Raw genomic sequence first — 18,959 nt, 5'->3', positions numbered from 1 at the left:
TTATCGTGGTATCGGAAACGCACTTTCAATGAACACTTCAATAGCTTCCAGGTATATGCCAGAGCGACAGCTCAGTCTTGCCTATGCAACGATTGCGGGGTTCTGCTTAATAGCTATTGGTTTGTGCATGGCGAGATTTGCTTACACGCCGATCGTGCCATCAATTATCGAGGCGGGGTGGGTTGATAAAGCGGGCGCTGGGTACTTGGGAGCTTGTAACTTTCTTGGGTATATGACTGGCTGTGCAGTGGCTATTTGGCTCCCGCGTGTGGTCAGTGTCCGTCCACTTATGCGTTGGTCTCTGCTTGCGGCATTTACAGGGCTGCTCATATGTGCATGGGACATAGGCTTTGTTTGGCTGGCGGTGGGTCGTTTTATCACGGGCCTTGGCGGCGCGGCACTCATCATTCATACGCCAGCAGTGATGCTGAAGCATGTATCTGACCAGGCAAAGAGCATTTGTGGTGGGATTATCTTTAGTGGTGCCGGAGCCGCGATCGTATTTGTCAGCCTGTTCTTGCCTTACTTTGTTGGGCAGGGGCCGAGAGATGGTTGGCTCTTTGAGGCGGTTTTGACGCTGGTCGGGGGTATTGTCAGTTGGCGCCTGATTTCAACTGCAGCTGGTACCCCGGAAAAGCGAAATAAAGCCCTAGAGGCGCTGGATTCATGCAAAAAACTACCACTCTTCTTTTTGGGTATGGCGTATGTGCTAGCCGCCGTGGCGGTGACACCCCACGCGATCTTTTTAGTTGACTATATGCATGTGTATCTCAAAGCCGGTATCGGTTTGAGTAGTACCTTGTTTTCTCTTTATGGTGTGGGCTGCTTTGTCGGAGCTATTTTAGGTGGCATCATGAGTCGCTTTATGGGAAATCAATTAGCTTTGGTTTTCAATTATCTCATTGGAGTTCTATCTATTTTTATGGTGCTGTGGACGAGTTCACTTGTTTTGGTGACCGCAGCTGGATTTCTTAACGGTGTATTCTTGTTTCAATGTGTAGCGCTGACAGCATTGCGCACCCGCGACATTGTTGATTTATCACGACACGCACACTATTGGGGCTTGATCACTTTTAGTGCGGCATTTGGATGGATAGCTGGAAGCTATGGGCTCAGTTCTATGCTGTCACGAGGCGTGTCTTACCCAACGTTGTTCCTGATAGGCGGTATCGTTATGGTTGTGGCAACGGCCTGCGTGATCTTGAGTTGGTTGACTGAATCTCTTCCAAAAAGAGTTTGTTAGCCATGACACTGCTCACGGTAATTGATCCGGATTTCAAAGGCGCCTTGTTTCTTGATGACTCCTCTAGCTCGGTTGAAGTCTGAGGCTAAAGGTCCTAATACAGTCATCCTGAAAAGGACACGCCAGCGGGAAGTCAGCTACGCCATGGTTACCACTGGATTGAGAAGGCGGCAATAGTCTAGAAATGCCCTGTGCAAGACTCGAACTTGCGACCCGCGGATTAAGAATCCGCTGCTCTGCCAACTGAGCTAACAGGGCTTTCGTCACCAGTGTCTAAAGATGGACGAGGATTGTAAACCCGCTTGAGACGTCGTCAAGAATCCGATTCAATGCAGACACTCGGGGTCTCTGAGGCGATCACCATCTGCGATAAGCGTTGATGTACCTCCACGATGATGTGAAAAGCCTCTTCCAGCGTTTCAGAGGAGGTATGACGACAAATACTAAAGCGGAGTGAGGCGTGGCAGCGGTCATGCGGAATGTGATCTGGCAACTCTAATGCCTCAAGGACGGCAGATCTTGTCGTAGAACCGCTTGAGCAGGCAGAGCCACCACTACAGCAGATACCGCGTTCGGAGAGTGCTAAGAGCATCATCTCGCTTGTGACATCAGGAAAACCAATGTTGGTCGTGCTCCATAGTCGAGTGACGGCGCCGGAGTTAAGCCAAGCTCCATCAACAGCTTCTAGTAAGCTTTGCTCGAAGTGACTGAGCAGCTCTCGTCTGTGCCGCCAGTGATCTTCATCGAGCCACTGACGAGCTTCGTCGCATGCGACGCCTAACCCAGCAATCCCAGCGGTATTTTCAGTGCCGGCTCTTCGTCCTCGTTCTTGCGGCCCACCAGTCACGCACGGTGATAGATCACAACCAGCGCGAACATAAAGGACACCCGTGCCCTTTGGCCCATGAAACTTATGTCCTGTAAAACTCAGAAGATCCACGGGCAATGAGGCCAGATCTGTTGGCATCTTCCCAATCCACTGTGTGGCATCTGTATGCACGCGGACATCGTATGCATGACATATCTCGCAGATTTCTTCAATTGGCTGGATAGCACCAGTTTCATTATTGGCCCACATCACAGAAACCAATGCAATCTCGTCACTGTTATCCTTGAGCATCGTCTTGAGTACATCAAGATCAACGACACCACTGCCATCATTAGGAAGCCAAAGCACTTCTATACCTTTGCCATCCATGTCCTTGAGTGAACCGCGCACGGCGCTATGCTCTAGGCGACTCGTAATCACTTTGCGATGATTTGGTAGGCATGCCAAGGTGCCATTAATAGCCAGGTTGCATGATTCGGTACCGCCAGAGGTAAATATAATTTCAGCAGGCTGCGCCCCGATCAGTTTGGCCACAGATTCACGAGCAAGCTCCACCTCTCTGCGGGCTTGTTGGCCAACACGATGGCTACTGGACGCATTGCCCCAGCAGCTTCCATGAACTTGCTGCATCTTTACGCAAACAGAAGGAAGTGGACAGGTCGTCGCTGCATTGTCTAAATAAATCGATTCCATGTTGGTCTATTGTAATCGAGTGAGGGTCGTACCAGAACAGGCAAAAAAAGACTTATCGGCTAAAAGGGCATGATTTTCTGGATCTCTTACCTGGAGTCAGTGAGGCTGGTAGCCAAGATATTCGGTTGATCAAATCCGCATCCTTCAGCCACACAAAGCAACTTGCGGTAGAGAATCAAGGGTATGAGTGTCAATGCCATCGTCACCGCGCAAAAACCATAGATCCAGCCGATTTGTATGTTCATGGTGCTGGCGATCTTGAAAACGACAGCTGCGATGGTCATGAGTAAATAGCAAAGCCAATTCGAACTAGAAACATATTGAGCCCGCATATCATTTGGTGCTGCTTGTTGGATGAGTGCTTGTAAGGGAACAAGATAAAATCCAGCCGATAAACCCCCGAGGCATAAAAGGAATACGGCTAACCAATAGCTTGGGGGTAAGACCGCTAACAGTAGGAAAAATAAAGCTAACCCAAAGGCTCCAAATGGTATCAGTGACATGCGAACACGCCCGCCAGAGATGTACCCAGCCGCCGCACAGCTTATGCCGATCGCAATACCGAGTAAGGCAAGCATGCCACTGGTTGCAGCGTCTGAGACATTCAAGAGGCCTTTGTACTCAGGCACAATAAGCATCACCAATACGGCTGCGAACCAGAACCAAGCCCAAAGAATTGTTATGAGAAGCAATGGATGGTATCTGTGGCCTGCGTGGATTTGTTGATGCGATTCCACAGGATGGCGGGTACGCATACCAAGCAGCGTTCTGATAGAGCTGGCTCCGGGCCATGGGGTGAGGGCGGTAGTCGGTTTGATAGCTGGTAGTGGGGGGATCACAAAGACGCCCAAAAAACCAATAATGGAGATGATGATGATCGCAGCGCCAACGGGCCAGTAGCCGAAGCCCAGGAGTGGGCCGCCAACTGCCGTACCCAAAATGATAGCCATGTTCGTGGTCATGTTCATCAGGCCGTTACCACGGCTCAGCTGACGAGTCATGATGACCTCACGGATCATGCCGTACTTTGATGGGTTAAAGAAAGCACTTTCCATCATGAGCAAGGCATATCCGATGAGTGTCAACCAGATGCTGCCTGCGATGAGTCCAATAGCAATGATAATACTGATGGGAATTTCAGAAACCTTAACCCAAAAGATAATGCGGCGTTTGGAAAAACGGTCAGCACATCGACCCGAAAAATCCAGTAGCAATAGGAAGGGAATGGTCATGAGCAATGAGATATATGATTGCCCGCCTGGGCCGAGATCACCAGCCCATAGGTTGCCACTTTCACTGGCAACCATGAGCATGAGAACTATCTTGACCAAATTGTCATTGAATGCACCCATAAACTGAGCCAACTGAAGTCCCAGAAAACCTCTCGTCCAAAGCTCAGGTTGATTGCCTTTAAGGTCACTCATATGGTGCGAAGGTAGTCATTGAAGCTAGGTTCATCAACATAACAACTCTCTGATCAAAGTAGAGAACGCATGAGAACCTAATCTTAGCCCCAAGTCAGAGCCCTGAACACGTCCCGCAGCGTTGTGATCTTTCCTCCTGCTTTTCGAAAATTGACGTAGTCAGATCTTTTGGGCTTACCTTTATAGCTTTCTTTGATCTGAGGAAGTGGCTCAATTGCTGCGCTATCTTGATGCAGCCGTGTAACTGCTTGGACGAGTAGATCTGGAAACATCCGATCTGCGTGGGCGTAGAACGAAGACATTGATTGAGTTGCTTTGCCGCCAATCGCTTCACGGCAGATGATCGTTCCTGTATCAATACCTTCATCAACTAGGTGAATGGTGATCCCTTGTGGCGCCTTGTCGATAGAAGCCCAAAAGTATGGAAAGAGGCCGCGGTATGAGGGTAGTAGTGCCGTGTGCTTATTGAGTATGCCTAGGCGTGTTTTTGAAAGCAGTGGTTCTTTTAGAATATGTGAGGTGAGTATGACAAGCACATCAACGTCCTGTTCATCAAGCCATTCGTGAAGTCTTGGATCGTCAGGGTTTTGAATTGCCCAATAAGGAATGTTCTGACGCCGGCATAGACTCGGGAATGTCATTGGATGGCGGCAAATGAGTCGTCCTGTCCAAATGGCACACGCATAGGCGCAGAACTTTATAAAATTCCAGAGGCCAAAAGTCTTCCGGTACCAAGTGCCAATATCTTCTTGGTGAAATTGGCTAGTAGATTCATTGACTGACCATAAGCCAACAACGTCCATGCCCGCGTTGCGAAGAGTGGTGGCAGTGCGGCGCCACTGCCCAACGCTCCAAAGGCTATCCTCGCCTGTCAGAATACCGATGCGAATCTTTTTGCTTGGCTGGTTGATAGGAGCATCTTAGCGGTGCAACCCATAGATGGTATTCTCGGTCAAGGAGATACTTATTTCATCGTCGTTAGACTCATTCGGCCGATATCCCTTGAAGCAAAAGAGAGGTTGTTTTTAAATGGCGGTGCAAATGTCAAGTCAGATCCATGCATGCCCAGTATGTGGTTTGATTCAGCGTGTTGGACATATTGCACCTGATGAGCGTTCAGTGTGTTCACGTTGCAGCGCACATCTAAAACAGTCGCATGGTGGGAATATTCAGCTGACCGCCGCACTGGCCGCGACAGCACTCATTTTTTATCCATTTGCGATGGCTCTGCCTGTTCTTGAACTGTCTCAGATGGGATATGTCAATAAGACAACTATCTGGTCAGGTGTGGTTAGTCTTGTTCAATCAGGTGATTGGATTATTGCTCTGATTATATTGATCGCTTCAATCATTATTCCAGCAATAAAAATCTTAGGTATGTTTCTGCTTTGTATGGGTAACTTTGCGCTTAAGCCAAGTCATCGTGTTTGGACATTTCGTACGATTGACTTAGTTGGAAAGTGGGGGATGCTTGATGTTCTTGTGATCGCAATTCTGGTTGCAGCAGTCAAGCTTGGATCCTGGGTTAACGTCTATCCAGGGCCTGGTGCCTTTTTCTTCTGTATGGTTGTGTTGTTTAGTTTGCTTTCAACGGCGACATTTAACCCAAAGTTGATATGGGACTCAGCAAATGACTGAACAAGATCAATTGCCGTTTGCTTCCGTCAAACCTCGTCAATCAAAAATGGTCTGGGTCTGGATCATTCCGATCCTTGCGCTATTGGTTTGTCTGGTGGTGATCTGGGTAGACGTTATGAACGCTGGTCCAACAATTAAAATTGAGTTTCAGAATGGACAGAACCTGCAAGTGAGGGCGCCTATTAAGTATCGGGGTGTTCGCATTGGTTCAGTCAAAGCTGTTGATCTCAACGACGATCTATCTAAAGTTGTTGTCACTGTTGTTTTGCAAAGGACGGCCCGGCGCCTCGCAGTTAAGGGTTCAGTGTTTTGGATCGTGCATCCAGAAGTTGGTCTTGGCGGTGTTTCTGGACTCGATACTGTACTTGGTCAGCAATACATCAGTGTGCAGCCTGGTACTGGTCAACAACAGTCACACTTTGTTGGTTTGTTAGAAAGTCCAGCTGAGATGGGTGACGAGCATGCAGTCAATATCATCATTGAGGCCAATGAGGGAGGAAGCCTTAGGGCTGGTTCGCCAGTTGAATATCGGCACATGACTATCGGAAGCATTTCTTCAGTTCAACTTTCGCCCACAGGTCAGAAGGTTCAAATTAAGTGTGCAATAAAAGGTAGGTATGCCCATCTGGTGCGGGTGAACTCGAAATTTTGGAACACGAGTGGGATCGGCGTTGATCTGAGCCTTTTTGGAGCCACAGTTAAGACGGAGTCACTTTCATCACTTCTTGTTGGTGGTATTGGAATGGCAACGCCAACGGATGCAGGTGTGGAGGCACAAAGTGGCGCTCGATTTGATCTCGCCGAATCTTTAAAAGAGAGTTGGTTGGAATGGTCGCCTAACTTAAAGCCGTCCATAAAACAGCCTGAGGACACTGAGGGCGATCGTCCCACAAAGCCACTTCCTAATTTCTAAGAATGCGTGATCGAAGACCGTGCTGACGTTGATATCTTTTGGAAGAGAAATATCGAGCGGTATCAAAAAGACAGTTCACTATTTGTCAATATATCGAGCCCGATGCTTCGAAAGTTTGGAAAGCGTCTCATCGTTGAATTAATCAGGCGTACATCATCGTTGTCAATGATGCGGGTGATTCTCTTTTTTTGCTCAGATTCCAGAATCTTATTGCCCTCGTAATCAAGTGTGAGAAGGCGTTCTCGAAGTTGCCATCCGTCAATCCTGTCAGCAAGTTCAAAGCCCTTCTCTGAGAACGTGCCCAGTGAACATTGCTGTTGGCGGGACGGGGACATAAATCGCATTGCAATGTCAGCACCATAAACACACACCCATCCAAGGCTTTCTACGAGGTCATGATGCAAAGGTACTTGCTCACTAATTTGAGACTGAAGCATCGCAACAGCATCATCAGCTTGCATGTTGCCAAGTGCTACATCCAGCTCAGTTAACGCAGCATTACATCGAGTAATAGAAGCGGTAATGTGGTCAGGGCGAACTTCATCATATGTTCCATCTAGCCAACGTCTGGCCTGAGAGGCATCACGTCGGCATGCAGCTGTGTTAACCTTCCAACGTCCAATAGGGCGGTTCAGTTGTCGGCAGGCAAGATGGCCTCTGACTTCTTGGGCGGCTGCCCGGGCTCTATATTTTTCACAGGTCACTTCATCGTCGATATCAAACACAAGATCTTGGGTGTGCCGAATCACAGCCTTGGCATGATCGTTCGCGGCAGATAAGCGGCCAAGTGATAGATTCGCTTGGGCAATTTGTGCCAATCCCATCAATTTAAACTCTTGAGGTAGTCTCTCGTCAATGACCAGTTGTTGACCAGCATGCTCCTGTTGAGATGGATTGCCACTCGCCGCGGCAATGATTGCACGGCTGAGAAGAACAGATGCTCTTTGCTTGACCGTCTTGGCTGATTTTTGCATTTGATCAACCGTCTCAATGAGAGCTCCCAGGCGCCCCTTCTCGCGCGCCTGACGAGCCCTGTTTTCGAGATTGGCAAATGACAAACTTGCTATAGGCCCGGAACTAGCGGGGGTGCCTTGATGATCAATCTTGGCGGTGGATTTTCCACTCCAGATAAACCGAGTCACTTCATCTATTGTCCAATCAAGGCAATTGGCTAAGCCAATGATGAGATCGAGCTTTGGGTTGTCGCCCTGGCGTAGGATGTTAGAAGGGCTGCGGTCCATTCGAGCGGCAAGTTCGCTCAATGTCAGGTTGCGGTAGGAGCGAGCCAGTTCAAAGAGCTGGTGTAAGCGGTCTCTACGATTAGTCGTCGTATTGTTCACCACAACCTCGTCCTTCGTTGGACTTCAGCTTGATCGTCGCCCTCAGCTCATAGATGAGGGCAAGGCGACCCATTGACCGTGATCAACTAGCATAAAAGTTATGGCACGCCAGTCGCCCCCCACCACAAGGACGGTGCATGCGGGATCTGGCCACAAGTTTGGCAGCCAAATCTCATCAGCGATGATCCTTGCAGGGCCATCGCCATATTCAAAGGTACTCGGTCCGAATTGAGATTCAAGCAAAAATGATGAAAACCGCGATGCCCCACAAGAGCCTCTGTTGCAACCAATTTATGGCTAAAACAGGCTTTGAAGGACATCACGGTCTCATAAGAGGGCCATCCGGCTGGTGCCGAAGCCTGATGGCTTACTCTAATTTTCGAGGATTAATCCCTCCGTCGGCGTCGGCCGCATAGAAGAGCTCCCATTAAGATTGCGATACCACCAGGGGCAGGTACAGCATTACTGCTTACATCATCCAAGCTAACTGAATGATGATCCATACTGATACCCGATCCAACCGTCGTTGGATTGAGGATAGAGGCATCGATGTTACTAGCTGGACTCTCAATATCAGGAAAGAACGTGTCTGAAGCAACCCAAGAACTGATGGTGTAATCAGCATTGACATCGATGGGTAGCAGCATCACTTGACCAGGTATAGCCAAATTTGTTGCTTGCCCAAGGCCAGAGAAGTAGCTCGGGCGTTTGCCTGAATCAAAGCTATTGAACCCACCTATGGCATTCAGCAGATCAGTGTCAACTGTATTGCTCAGTATTGAATTCATGTTTGCAGATGGTGGAAGGCCACCAATAGCAGCCATTAAACTCATCACGGTAGGATTAGAATTTGTGTCACGGGGTTCTATTTTTATTCCGTACTGATAGAGGTACACATCACTAAGGATAGTATTTCCTCGCCCCGTAGCACTCGCGAAACTGCAAGAAAGGCAGACTGTTGCCGTTGTTACTAAAAGAGTTGTTAGTTTAGTCAATTTCATGGTCTTACCTCCCTTCATTTGTCTTTGATGACATGAGCAGTGTTAAGAATTTTCCATCCAGTACGTCTAAAGGTTGGGAATCGCCCCATGGTGCCAGCGATGAGGCGGATATCATCGGAGTCGATGGTCATAGGCAATTCACGCCCCGCCCAGCCAACAAAGTGTTGGTGGCCTAGGAATTGCATGGTGAAAACCCGTTCCCGAAGTGACCAGTTGCCAAGGCGATTAGCAATTTCATCAGCTTTGTTGGTGAACAGTGCCATGTAATGTTGGACATCGCGTTGTTTGGTCAAGTGTCGAAGAGCAATATTGCAACCAAAGACGCACCACCACCCATAGCTCTCTAGCCAGTTGCCAATGGGCATTTTATTGGGTTCGATGACGCTCTCAAGACCTCGGCAAATCTCAGCTAAGGCATCTTCAGCGATACGCTTTTCATCCATGACATCGAGTTCGATAATACCTGCATGGCAAATGTTGCCGATTCCGTCGCAGCTATCATCGTATTCCACTGCAAGTTCTTTCCAGAGTCGGAGCGCTCGTTCAAGATCAGCACGGCTTCGTGAGATGCCTAATTTGGTCATACATGGAGAGACACCAGCAATTCTTCGAAGAGCATGGCCTCGTGTATAGACAGCTTGTGCTTCTGCATACTTACCGGTTGATGTTGATGCTGGATTCTGGCGGTACCAAGTAATGATCTCGCCGGAGGTCGCTCGTGCCTCAGCGAGATGCCAAAGGCTGTAGTGTGCATTGGCGAGCGCGGTCTCAAGTGCGAAACGTAGATCAATATCAGAGATAGGCTCATTCAGCCCGTCTTGAGAAGCTTCGAGAGAACGATGGTAGCGGCCTAGGCCATCCCAACCCAGGGCTTCGTAGTGAGCAGCTAGTGCACGCTGGTCAGGTTCTTCAGCGACTTGCTTGGCCTCAACTGCTAACGTGAGAATTGCTGAATACTCACCGAGTTTCTGAGCTTCAAACAACGCATGGTGATAATCTTTGAAGTTCTCGAACTCATCTTTTTGGCCACCTTTAGATTGTGAACGAGTTGTAATTTCGGCATGAGTAAACAACACTTCCGCAACATCACCAATTGGCCAGTCTAGAACTTCGGCTAGATCAACAACGTAATCAAGTTTTGGGTTTCCGCTGGCTGGTACAAGATTAGCGGGATCGCGGCCAAGTGCTTTGGCCAGTTCTTTCCGAGTCCAGCCCTTGTAAGCCTGGGCAAGATCTAGTAATCGTTCCAGGCGATGTTTCCTAGTCTCATCTTTAATTTCTACGCTCAATTGTGACCTCACTTTCTTTCCCTGTTTTACAAGCTCCTTCCAATCCTTCTAATACGAATTCCAATTACTACCTGTGTCTTGGAATTGACCAAAGGGTTGTATGAGCTCGCTCTCTTGGGCACCCTCTTTCTTCAGATGAAATATGTACTCCCACTTCCTTGTGATTACGTACAACTTATTCCATAGCAATAGGATCTATTAGATTGACTATGTAACCCTTAGAAATTGCGAAAACGCAATTGAGACGTTCTTTTGCTCGGGCATGGTGCTTTTTGAAAAATCAGAAATACACCACTAAATAGCCGCTCATGGAGCGAGAACACAGACAATGGAAGCATCGATGAGCCTAGAAACCTAATTTGGAGATGCTGGACCATGGTCATCTGGATCACACCCTTTGTTCTGACTACAAAGCCCACTTGTGCTGATATTAAACCCCCTCACATATCGAAAACGTGTCATAGCAATGTCCAGCAGCTTGTTGGGAAGCCAACAGGGGGGGCTCAACTGATCAATTCTCAACCGGAGGATGGCCTTTTACGTGGATGGTGTGAGATTGAAACGAAAAAAGGTATCCGGCGAATATCAGTGACCCTCTCAGGTGCAATGATCACTGATTGGCCAGTAACCCAAGGGCTCAGGGGCCAAGTTGAGCTTCAGCTGGACTTCCCAAATGACCGGAGCTTTCATTGTGCCAATGAATTACACGACCCTCCACAAAGACTACAAATCACCGGATCGCCAGCACAACTGCTCAGCCAGCTAGCGAATTACTCAGTGAAACGGTTACGGTTTTCTTTGCGTAATATGCCCATCGAAATCAGGCCATGTCATAAGGATTGTTTTGCGCTACTAATTTTGGGTGATGCTGACTATCTCATATTGACCACACCTCGGCTGCCGGGGGATCGTGCCTACCGCCGAATTGCAAGACAAGTTGTTCTAAAGAAAGAGGTTAAAAAGGACAGTCTGCGAACGGACTTATTGCTTCCTAGAACTTGATGGCTGCTGTTGGTGAAAAATTCTCAGCTGTCATTGCATCAGAACAGCATCTTTCGGGAGTTCGGTAGGCGCCTTCGGGCGCTTGCCTGCTCCTTTGCTGTATTTAGATTGATAGCCCAGTTCCAGATTGAAAAGTTGTCATTTCATACATTAATCCAGGTGCAGAGAGTATCCCTTACTTAGGAGGGTTGGCGAATTGATAATTGATGAGATATGGAAAAGGGGTCTTTCTTCTTTTTCAGCCTATTGGCACCCTCCAACTCTGCATATTTTCGAAACGCGATCAGAGGCGATTTGCACAGCCAAGAGGCGGTCTCTCTGCAGTCTGAAATGAGATCTTAAATGCCTGATCGGCGATCAGAATGACGATAACGCCATCTGAGAAACAGCAAAGGATCTATTTAGAGGCTTTGAACATGGTCATATGGACGGCACCAATCATATTGAATGGCTATATGAAGCCGTAGCTGCAATTCTGGCCGAGCAAGTGCCTGCGCTGCTGGCTGCAGGAAGAGATGGCGACGACGATTTTATGAAGGATCCATCAACTAGGACGAAGAAACGGAATACAACAACTTGGGTAATTTGGGCCAGGCATTACAATTATTGCAACAATGAAGTCTGGTGAGGTAGGGATGACCTTAGTTGCTGTAGGCGTGATTGAGATAATGAGCGTTCAGCCTGGCAGCCAAAGAAGAAGTAAAGGACAGTTTTATGACTTTAAAGAATTCTTCCAGCAAGTCCCAACGTCAAATCATGGGACAGTTGAAGTTGCGCTTTCCGCGCTTAGCACACGCTGTTCGCTCGATCTTGCCCAGTATGCGGAAACGTCAGCAGCGGCGTTGGGCGTTGGAAAACAAGACCCCTCAAGAGATCTTCACATCAATCTACGAGGAGAACTACTGGAACAGCGAAGAGTCAGCCTCTGGCGGCGGATCTACTATGGATGCTACGGCATCCCTGCGCAGCGACTTGCCAGAATTGCTTGCCGAACTTGGCATCAAGTCGATGCTGGACGCCCCTTGCGGAGACTTTTACTGGATGCGAAAGGTCGAACTCGGCGTTGACCAGTACGTCGGCGGCGATATCGTCCCAGCACTGATCGAAAAACTGACTGCTGAGTACGCCGGTGATTCCGGCCGCACTTTCCGCGTTATCGATCTAACAACCGATTCACTGCCAGACGTGGATGCCCTCTTCTGTCGCGATTGCCTCCAGCACCTATCCTTGGAGCTGGCGCAGAAAGTTCTTGACAACTTCTGCCGCTCGTCCTGTCGTTACCTGATTACCACAACCTTCCCAGATGTGAAATTCAACCCAAGGGGATTGACTGGCGGCACAAACACCCTCAACTTGCAAATCGCGCCTTTCGACCTCCCCTCGCCCTTGCGCTCTATTGAGGATCATGGATCCCACGATGCGGTGTACCGGCGCTGTCTGGGCGTGTGGAGCCGTGACCAACTCGTTTGAGTGTGCCACGCTGTGCTAATGGGGGTGCAGAACTTGTACCTACCGTGGGCGGGAAATTCTCAGCGGTCATTACATAAAGACAGCATCTTTCAGGATATCGGTAGGCGCCTTCGGGCGATTGCCGGCTCCTTCACTGTCGCTGTGGTTAGATTTAGATAGGGCAGATCTAGGTGGAAAAGCTGTCACTTCCTACATCAATCCAGTTGCAAAGAGTATCACTTACTCAGGTAAATGCGGTAGTCCTGGCGATTTGATAATTGATGAGATGTGGAAAGGGGGTCTTTCTTCTGTAGCCTATTGGCACCATCTTTTGTCTCTGTGCATACGTTACTTCACGCAGTTAAGACATGCGAAATCCAAATTGGGATCAGTGTCGCATCACCCATCTTAAAAAATAAAAGCGGCTCAAAAAGAAGATCACTGTATTTCCGTTTCATTTGTTCGATCAATGAAGACTGATAATGACTTATCGGGGGCGAGGTCCGAAGTTTAGCAATGTTTCTTATGTAGTTAAATGTCGGGGCCGAACGGCTCTTGCCAAACGAGATTTAGTTCTCGTCCTACCTTGCTCTTCCTCCCCTCCTTCGCCGCCTCGGACATTGTCCGGGGCGGTGAGCTTTTTGGCTTTGGATATTTCTGCGCTTTACATGCATACAGACATCAAGAAGTCGATTGTGGCTTTCATGATCTGAGCACCATATTTGATTGGCAGCGTCATTCTGCGCATCAACTACAATGCTCGCTCGGAGTTGCAAAGGAGCTTTTTTATAAATGTGTCGATGGCTGGCTTATATTGGATCACCCATTTTTATGGATACTCTTTTGGTTCGGCCAGAGCATTCGCTTATTAATCAAAGTATCAATGCGCAGCGATCTGTTTACGCGACTAACGGGGATGGATTCGGTATTGGCTGGTTTGATGGACGACCCGAACCAGGTATCTTTCGTGATACAACGCCGGCTTGGCATGACCTAAATTTACGGGCGCTCTCCCAACAGATTTGCACAAAGCTTTTCTTCGCACATGTCCGTGCAGCAACGTCTTCGCCAATTCAACGAACCAACTGTCATCCGTTTAAGCATGGTCGTTGGCTTTTTCAACATAATGGGTCGATTGGGGAATTCGAGAAAATTAAGCGTGATTTAGACTTCTCGATTGATCCTGAGTTCTATCCGTTTATGTTGGGATGCACTGATAGTGAGACAATGTTCTATCTGGCATTGACCCATGGTTTGGAGGATGACCCTGTTCGAGGATTGCACGGCATGGCGAAGGCTGTCTGTGATGCTCGAAATAAAGCAGGGGTTAAGGAGCCGTTCCGAATGACCGTGTCTGTTTCGGATGGTCAAAGAATCATCGCTGTACGATTTTGTGCAGACGGTGAGGCACCGACTCTCTATCACAGCCGATCTGAGAAAGCGCTACATGAAGTATGTGGTGATCTAAAGAATGCATCATCAGATGGCATGTTGATATTATCAGAGCCTCTTGATGACATAAGCGAACACTGGGAGCCGATTGAAACGGGTTCCGTTCTCGTGGCACATCATGGAAACGTCACAACGAACATATTTGACCCCGTCTAGGCCTAATTTATGCATCAATCAGCCGATAAACCAAACCAGAAGTCACTGAGCCCATTTGTTCTATCAATGATGATCACAGCGATTGTCATTGGTCTTGAAGGCTTGCCAGACATGGCGTCCTATGGTCTCAGTCTTGTGACCTTCTATGTGTTCTTTGCAATCGTTTACTTTATACCCATCACACTTGTGACAGCTGAGCTTGGAGCGGGATGGCCGGGGCGGGGTGGCATCTATCTATGGATCAAGACCGGTCTTGGCAAACGCATGGCATTTCTGGGTGTTTGGTGTCAGTGGATGCAGGTTGTGGTCTGGTATCCGAGTGTTCTTGCTTTTGCGACCGCTGCAATTGCGTACATGTTCGATCCAGACCTCGCCGAGAACTGGCGTTTCCTTGTCCCGGTCAATTTAGCCGTGTTTTGGGTAGCAACGTTGTTGAACTTCGGTGGCCTTCGCTGGAGTGGCATTCTGACGACCTTTTGCCTCTACGTCGGCACGCTCTTTCCATTACTACTGATCATCATCATGGCGGTGTATTGGCTCATGAGCGGACACCCATCGCAAACCCCACTAGAGCCGAAGTATCTCATTCCTGACCTCACCAGTGTCGGCAGGATTGTCATGGTATTGATGGTCTTCTCGTTCCTTTCCGGGTTGGAAGTAAACGCAGTGCACTTCCGCCGGACTGAACGGCCAAAGCGATCTATTCCATTGGCGGTTTTCATCTCGTTTGTGATCATTCTCTCGGTGTCTATTCTTGGCGCCCTTGCTGTGGCTATCTTCGTCCCAATCAATAACCTCGAACTTCAATCTGGTCCTTTGCAGGTCTTTGAGACCTTCTTCCATGAGTTTGGATTTGAGTGGGCGCTGCCGGTGATGGCTGCTTGTGTTGCCATTGGGGCCATCGGCCACATCATTGTTTGGATCATCGGCCCGACAGAAGCACTTTCTGTCGCTGCGCACGATGGCGTTGTGCCACCTTTCTTGCAAGGGCGCAATTCAGCTGGCGTTCCCGTTGCGATGCTTTTAGTGCAGGGCGTTGTGGTAACGGCGTTGAGCATTGTGATGGGGATGATCAACATCAATGCTGGTTTTGCAATCGTCACGCTCGTGTCCGGCATGGTCTATCTCGTGATGTATGCGCTGATGTTCATTACCTGCTTAGTGCTTCGTTATAAGCACCCGCACGTTGAGCGCAGCTACAAGATTCCAGGTGGCTGGATTGGTATTTGGCTATTGGTTGGGGTGGGCACAATCACCTGTATTGCAGGTATTGTGCTTAGTTGTTTCCCCCCAGAAGCCACAACTGAGACAGCCTTCGTTGAAGCTGCCGGTGAAAACTGGAAGCTGATGTGGGTTATTTATACCGTTCCTGCATTCGTGATCATCGTCATCGTGCCATTTATCATTTACGCCTTTCGGCGACCCCATTGGGCGCCACCAGAAGAATTACTAGCCCATGAGAATGTAGAGACCTCTGCTCATCAAAAAGAAGTGCATTAGACTCAGAGCGAGGCAATAGCGATCCACTTCCAAGAGATGCGCGGGGGTTCTTCTCGCATATCGCGCACCAGAAGCCAATTGGCAGTTCGTCGTGGCCAGCCTTCCATCAGGAAGGCGGAATGATGCCACCTCATTTACCTATTATGAGGATGGATCGCTCCCGCAGCCAGAGATCTCGGGTGCAGCCTATCCTGATGAATCGTCACCAAAATCAACGAGCAACTGGTTTTCACTGGGGCGGGTCCTGTTTACGGTGTTGCAATTGGCGGCATTGGGTGCCAATAATGGTGTTATTCCGTCTAAAAAGATGGAAAAGGCAACCGATTAGTCTATTTTTGCGGATATTGAGATGTGGTACGACATATCTGAACCTGGAATTCGGTTGTTCTTGAACCGATCTGGGGTACTTTTCATGTGAGCGCGAGAGACGCTCTATATGCCCTGATTATTGATGATGGGGGCTTTCCCGAGGAGATTAAAGAGAATGAGACAGCTTTATAAGGGTGGTCTGCGAACATGGACATGTCTATGTGTCTATGGCGCCGTCGTTGCTGGAACCGTGGCTTTCGTTGCACCAGGAAAACCGAGTCGTGTCTCAAGCATCGAGATGCAGCCAATCAAAAGCCCCGCTTTGGATCGCAGCACTCGAGTGATTGCTGGTGCGAAGACAGTGTTAGGCCTCAGGGATTGCTTGCTTACCAATCTAGACGTCGATCCGGTTGAAGATGTTGGTCGTACGATCACACTTGAGGCTCTTGAACTGCCAGGATACGGCCCAGTTGATCTCACCTTCTGGGAACACTCCACGCGTTCTAGCAAGAACTATCAGGTTCTTGAGCATCGGGCGGATGGCAGTCTTGTGCCTGTTGAGCCTGGTGCCATCCGAACGGTGCAAGGCGAAGTGCATGGGCATGTTGGCTCGCTCGTCTCAGGTTCATTGATGGAGGATGGACTCTATCTCACGATTATCGTTGATGGTTACCGTGGCTGGATTGAGCCAATTGGTGACCGAGTTCAAGACGCTGAACCGGATGAATATGTTGCTTATAACAATGACGATGTCATTCCATCAGGAGGTACGTGTGGTACACCTGATCAGCCAGCAAAGCCTGTGCAGCAGGAAAATCCTGGTATCACCAATCGCTCGGCATCAGTTGGTTCTCTTTGTGTAGCTGAGTTAGGTATTGATGCAGACTTCGAGTTCTATCAGGACTACAGCAGTAGCACATCAAATGTAGAGAGTCGCGTCAACCAAGTCATTAATACAATGAATAGTCAGTATCAACTAGAAGTTGGTCTGACACATGAGATTACCACCATCATCGTGCGTACTTCATCGGGTTCGAATCCCTACTCATCAAATAATGCTGAAACACTGCTGAGTCAGTTTCGTTCAGAATGGCTGAATAATCAGTCTGGTGTTGCACACGATACAGCCCAGTTATTCACGGGCCGTAGCATTGACGGGGGAACAATTGGTATTGCATGGACGATTGCTGGCATCTGTACAAACAGTCGCTACAGCCTGTGTGAATCAGACTGTTGCGGTAGTTTTGCGTGTACGACCGATCTGCATGCGCACGAACTTGGACACCTTTGGGGTGGTTTTCACTGTAGCTGCACCAGCAACACAATGAATCCATCGATTACTTGTTCAAATACGTTCAATGACACAGAAACGATTCCATCTTTAGTTGCCCACCGTGACTCAAGAAATTGTCTTTCGGGCACCTGTGGCGAACCTGGCGGCGAGCCGCCAGCGAATAATGGTCTCTTTCAAGCAATTGTAATCACCGATGGAGCCACAAGCTTTAGCACCATTGGGGCCACAACTGATGGTGTAGATCATGGTGCTGGTGGTATATGTGATGACTCTGACGAAGCGAATGACGGTACCGTCAATAATGACATTTGGTACCGCTATACCGCAACATGTGATGGAACGGCAACATTCTCCACGTGTGGGACAGTTGATTTTGATACTAAAATCGCAGCCTACTCAAGCTGGGTTATTCCCGGAACAGGAAACATCATTGGCTGTAGCGATGATGCGAGCGGATGCAGCGATTTCTCCTCTCGACTGACGCTTTCAGTATCCTCCGGCGATCAAATTTTGATTCGCCTGGGTGGTCATATTGATGATCCAATTGGTTCAGGAACACTGAACGTGAGTTGTTCCGGTGGCAGCGGTTCGAGTGGCGCATGTTGTGTTGACTTGGACTGTTCTGTTGTTGCCTCAGAAGCTGCTTGTTCAGCAACTGGAGGAAACTGGCAGGGAGAAGGTACCTCTTGTGAGACAGGTACATGTGGTACTGGACCAGGTCCTAATGTCCTCGACCTGACGGATTTATGCAGCTGGGATAATCTTGGTGACGCAGATAATCAATCCTGGATTATCGATCTCGGCGTTGGCGCTGAGGTGACTGGTTTTAGTTGGGACGACATTCTTATCGAAACCGTTGCAAGTAATAGCTGGTCGTCAGATATCGGCATCTTGGTTGCTGATGAATCTCAGCAAAATGGTTTCTACTACTTGCCATTCTCTGGTCAAGCTGATGGTGGACCAGAAGATGATGGTACCTGGAACTTTACAAGCGTCGTCAGTGATCCAAACGGTCGGTTTTACGTTGAGATATTCGAATGTGATACCAATACCGGTTGTAATGGTAACTACGACGAAGATCCCAATGGTTGCGACAATCGATTCACGACTGGATCACTCACCATTAACTTCATACCTGGCGAACCACAGTCAGTCTGCGGTAACGGTGTTGTTGAAGATGGCGAAGAGTGTGATGACGGCAACAACACGCCCAATGATGGTTGCACCAACTGCACCAACGATCCTGAGCCACCGTGTGCCGGTGACTTTGATGATGATGGTTCTGTTGGACTCAGCGACTTCTCAAGCTTCTTGGTGGCCTTTGGTACAACGTGCTCAGGCTGCGTTGAAGATATCGATGGCAGTGGTACCGTTGATCTTGCTGACTTCTCAGCATTCTTAGTTGTGTTTGGTACAGACTGCCCATA

The 18,959-nt window shown here is 48.7% G+C and carries 15 protein-coding genes and 1 tRNA gene; 9 read left to right on the top strand and 7 right to left on the bottom strand.

Features of this window, described 5'->3' with window-relative positions:
• The first annotated feature begins 28 nt into the window (after window positions 1–28).
• On the top strand, window positions 29–1,243 hold the full coding sequence (locus P8J86_06495; GenBank protein ID MDG2054338.1) for a YbfB/YjiJ family MFS transporter: 1,215 nt from the start codon (window positions 29–31) through the stop codon (window positions 1,241–1,243).
• 185 nt (window positions 1,244–1,428) lie between these two features.
• Here the strand turns inward: P8J86_06495 and P8J86_06490 are convergent.
• From P8J86_06490 to P8J86_06475, 4 genes are all read right to left on the bottom strand, one after another.
• Window positions 1,429–1,501: transfer RNA gene (locus tag P8J86_06490), tRNA-Lys, on the bottom strand.
• Between the two features lie 55 nt (window positions 1,502–1,556).
• Window positions 1,557–2,765: a cysteine desulfurase family protein gene (locus tag P8J86_06485; protein ID MDG2054337.1), complete on the bottom strand. Its 1,209-nt coding sequence runs from the start codon at window positions 2,763–2,765 to the stop codon at window positions 1,557–1,559.
• Between the two features lie 86 nt (window positions 2,766–2,851).
• A complete protein-coding gene (locus tag P8J86_06480; protein MDG2054336.1) occupies window positions 2,852–4,189 on the bottom strand; it encodes an MFS transporter in 1,338 nt (445 codons plus the stop codon).
• Between the two features lie 83 nt (window positions 4,190–4,272).
• Window positions 4,273–4,992 (bottom strand): formyltransferase family protein, encoded by a 720-nt coding sequence (locus P8J86_06475; protein ID MDG2054335.1) that lies wholly within the window; start codon window positions 4,990–4,992, stop codon window positions 4,273–4,275.
• A 238-nt stretch (window positions 4,993–5,230) separates the two neighbouring features.
• On the opposite strand from P8J86_06475, the gene P8J86_06470 reads away from it, so the two are divergent.
• Window positions 5,231–5,827 (top strand): paraquat-inducible protein A, encoded by a 597-nt coding sequence (locus tag P8J86_06470; GenBank protein MDG2054334.1) that lies wholly within the window; start codon window positions 5,231–5,233, stop codon window positions 5,825–5,827.
• Window positions 5,820–6,740: an MlaD family protein gene (locus P8J86_06465; protein MDG2054333.1), complete on the top strand. Its 921-nt coding sequence runs from the start codon at window positions 5,820–5,822 to the stop codon at window positions 6,738–6,740. The genes P8J86_06470 and P8J86_06465 overlap by 8 nt, the downstream gene beginning before the upstream one ends.
• Window positions 6,741–6,802: 62 nt before the next feature.
• Here P8J86_06465 and P8J86_06460 read toward each other — a convergent pair whose 3' ends face one another.
• The 3 genes from P8J86_06460 to P8J86_06450 all read right to left on the bottom strand — a co-directional run bounded on the left by P8J86_06460 (window position 6,803) and on the right by P8J86_06450 (window position 10,370).
• Window positions 6,803–8,080 carry a hypothetical protein gene (locus P8J86_06460; GenBank protein MDG2054332.1) on the bottom strand — a complete coding sequence of 426 codons (1,278 nt, stop codon included), beginning with the start codon at window positions 8,078–8,080 and terminating at the stop codon, window positions 6,803–6,805.
• 386 nt (window positions 8,081–8,466) lie between these two features.
• Window positions 8,467–9,081 carry a hypothetical protein gene (locus tag P8J86_06455; protein MDG2054331.1) on the bottom strand — a complete coding sequence of 205 codons (615 nt, stop codon included), beginning with the start codon at window positions 9,079–9,081 and terminating at the stop codon, window positions 8,467–8,469.
• Window positions 9,082–9,095: 14 nt separating this feature from the next.
• Window positions 9,096–10,370: a hypothetical protein gene (locus P8J86_06450; GenBank protein MDG2054330.1), complete on the bottom strand. Its 1,275-nt coding sequence runs from the start codon at window positions 10,368–10,370 to the stop codon at window positions 9,096–9,098.
• Between the two features lie 1,426 nt (window positions 10,371–11,796).
• Here P8J86_06450 and P8J86_06445 point away from each other — a divergent pair.
• The 6 genes from P8J86_06445 to P8J86_06420 form a co-directional block, all read left to right on the top strand.
• Window positions 11,797–12,000: a hypothetical protein gene (locus P8J86_06445; GenBank protein MDG2054329.1), complete on the top strand. Its 204-nt coding sequence runs from the start codon at window positions 11,797–11,799 to the stop codon at window positions 11,998–12,000.
• A gap of 86 nt (window positions 12,001–12,086) precedes the next feature.
• Window positions 12,087–12,842, top strand: coding sequence for a class I SAM-dependent methyltransferase (locus P8J86_06440; protein ID MDG2054328.1), 756 nt, complete (start codon window positions 12,087–12,089; stop codon window positions 12,840–12,842).
• A gap of 771 nt (window positions 12,843–13,613) precedes the next feature.
• Window positions 13,614–14,429: a class II glutamine amidotransferase gene (locus P8J86_06435; protein MDG2054327.1), complete on the top strand. Its 816-nt coding sequence runs from the start codon at window positions 13,614–13,616 to the stop codon at window positions 14,427–14,429.
• Between the two features lie 9 nt (window positions 14,430–14,438).
• Window positions 14,439–15,929: an APC family permease gene (locus P8J86_06430; GenBank protein MDG2054326.1), complete on the top strand. Its 1,491-nt coding sequence runs from the start codon at window positions 14,439–14,441 to the stop codon at window positions 15,927–15,929.
• Window positions 15,930–16,020: 91 nt separating this feature from the next.
• Window positions 16,021–16,257 (top strand): hypothetical protein, encoded by a 237-nt coding sequence (locus P8J86_06425; GenBank protein ID MDG2054325.1) that lies wholly within the window; start codon window positions 16,021–16,023, stop codon window positions 16,255–16,257.
• A 156-nt stretch (window positions 16,258–16,413) separates the two neighbouring features.
• Window positions 16,414–18,959, top strand: a 2,546-nt coding sequence (locus P8J86_06420; protein ID MDG2054324.1) for a M12 family metallo-peptidase, incomplete at its 3' end; no start/stop codon positions are given.

Source organism: Phycisphaerales bacterium (genome assembly GCA_029268515.1).
GTDB lineage: Bacteria > Planctomycetota > Phycisphaerae > Phycisphaerales > SM1A02 > JAQWNP01.
Note: the sequence above shows the minus strand (reverse complement) of the source record. Positions and strands in the feature narration are given on the sequence as shown.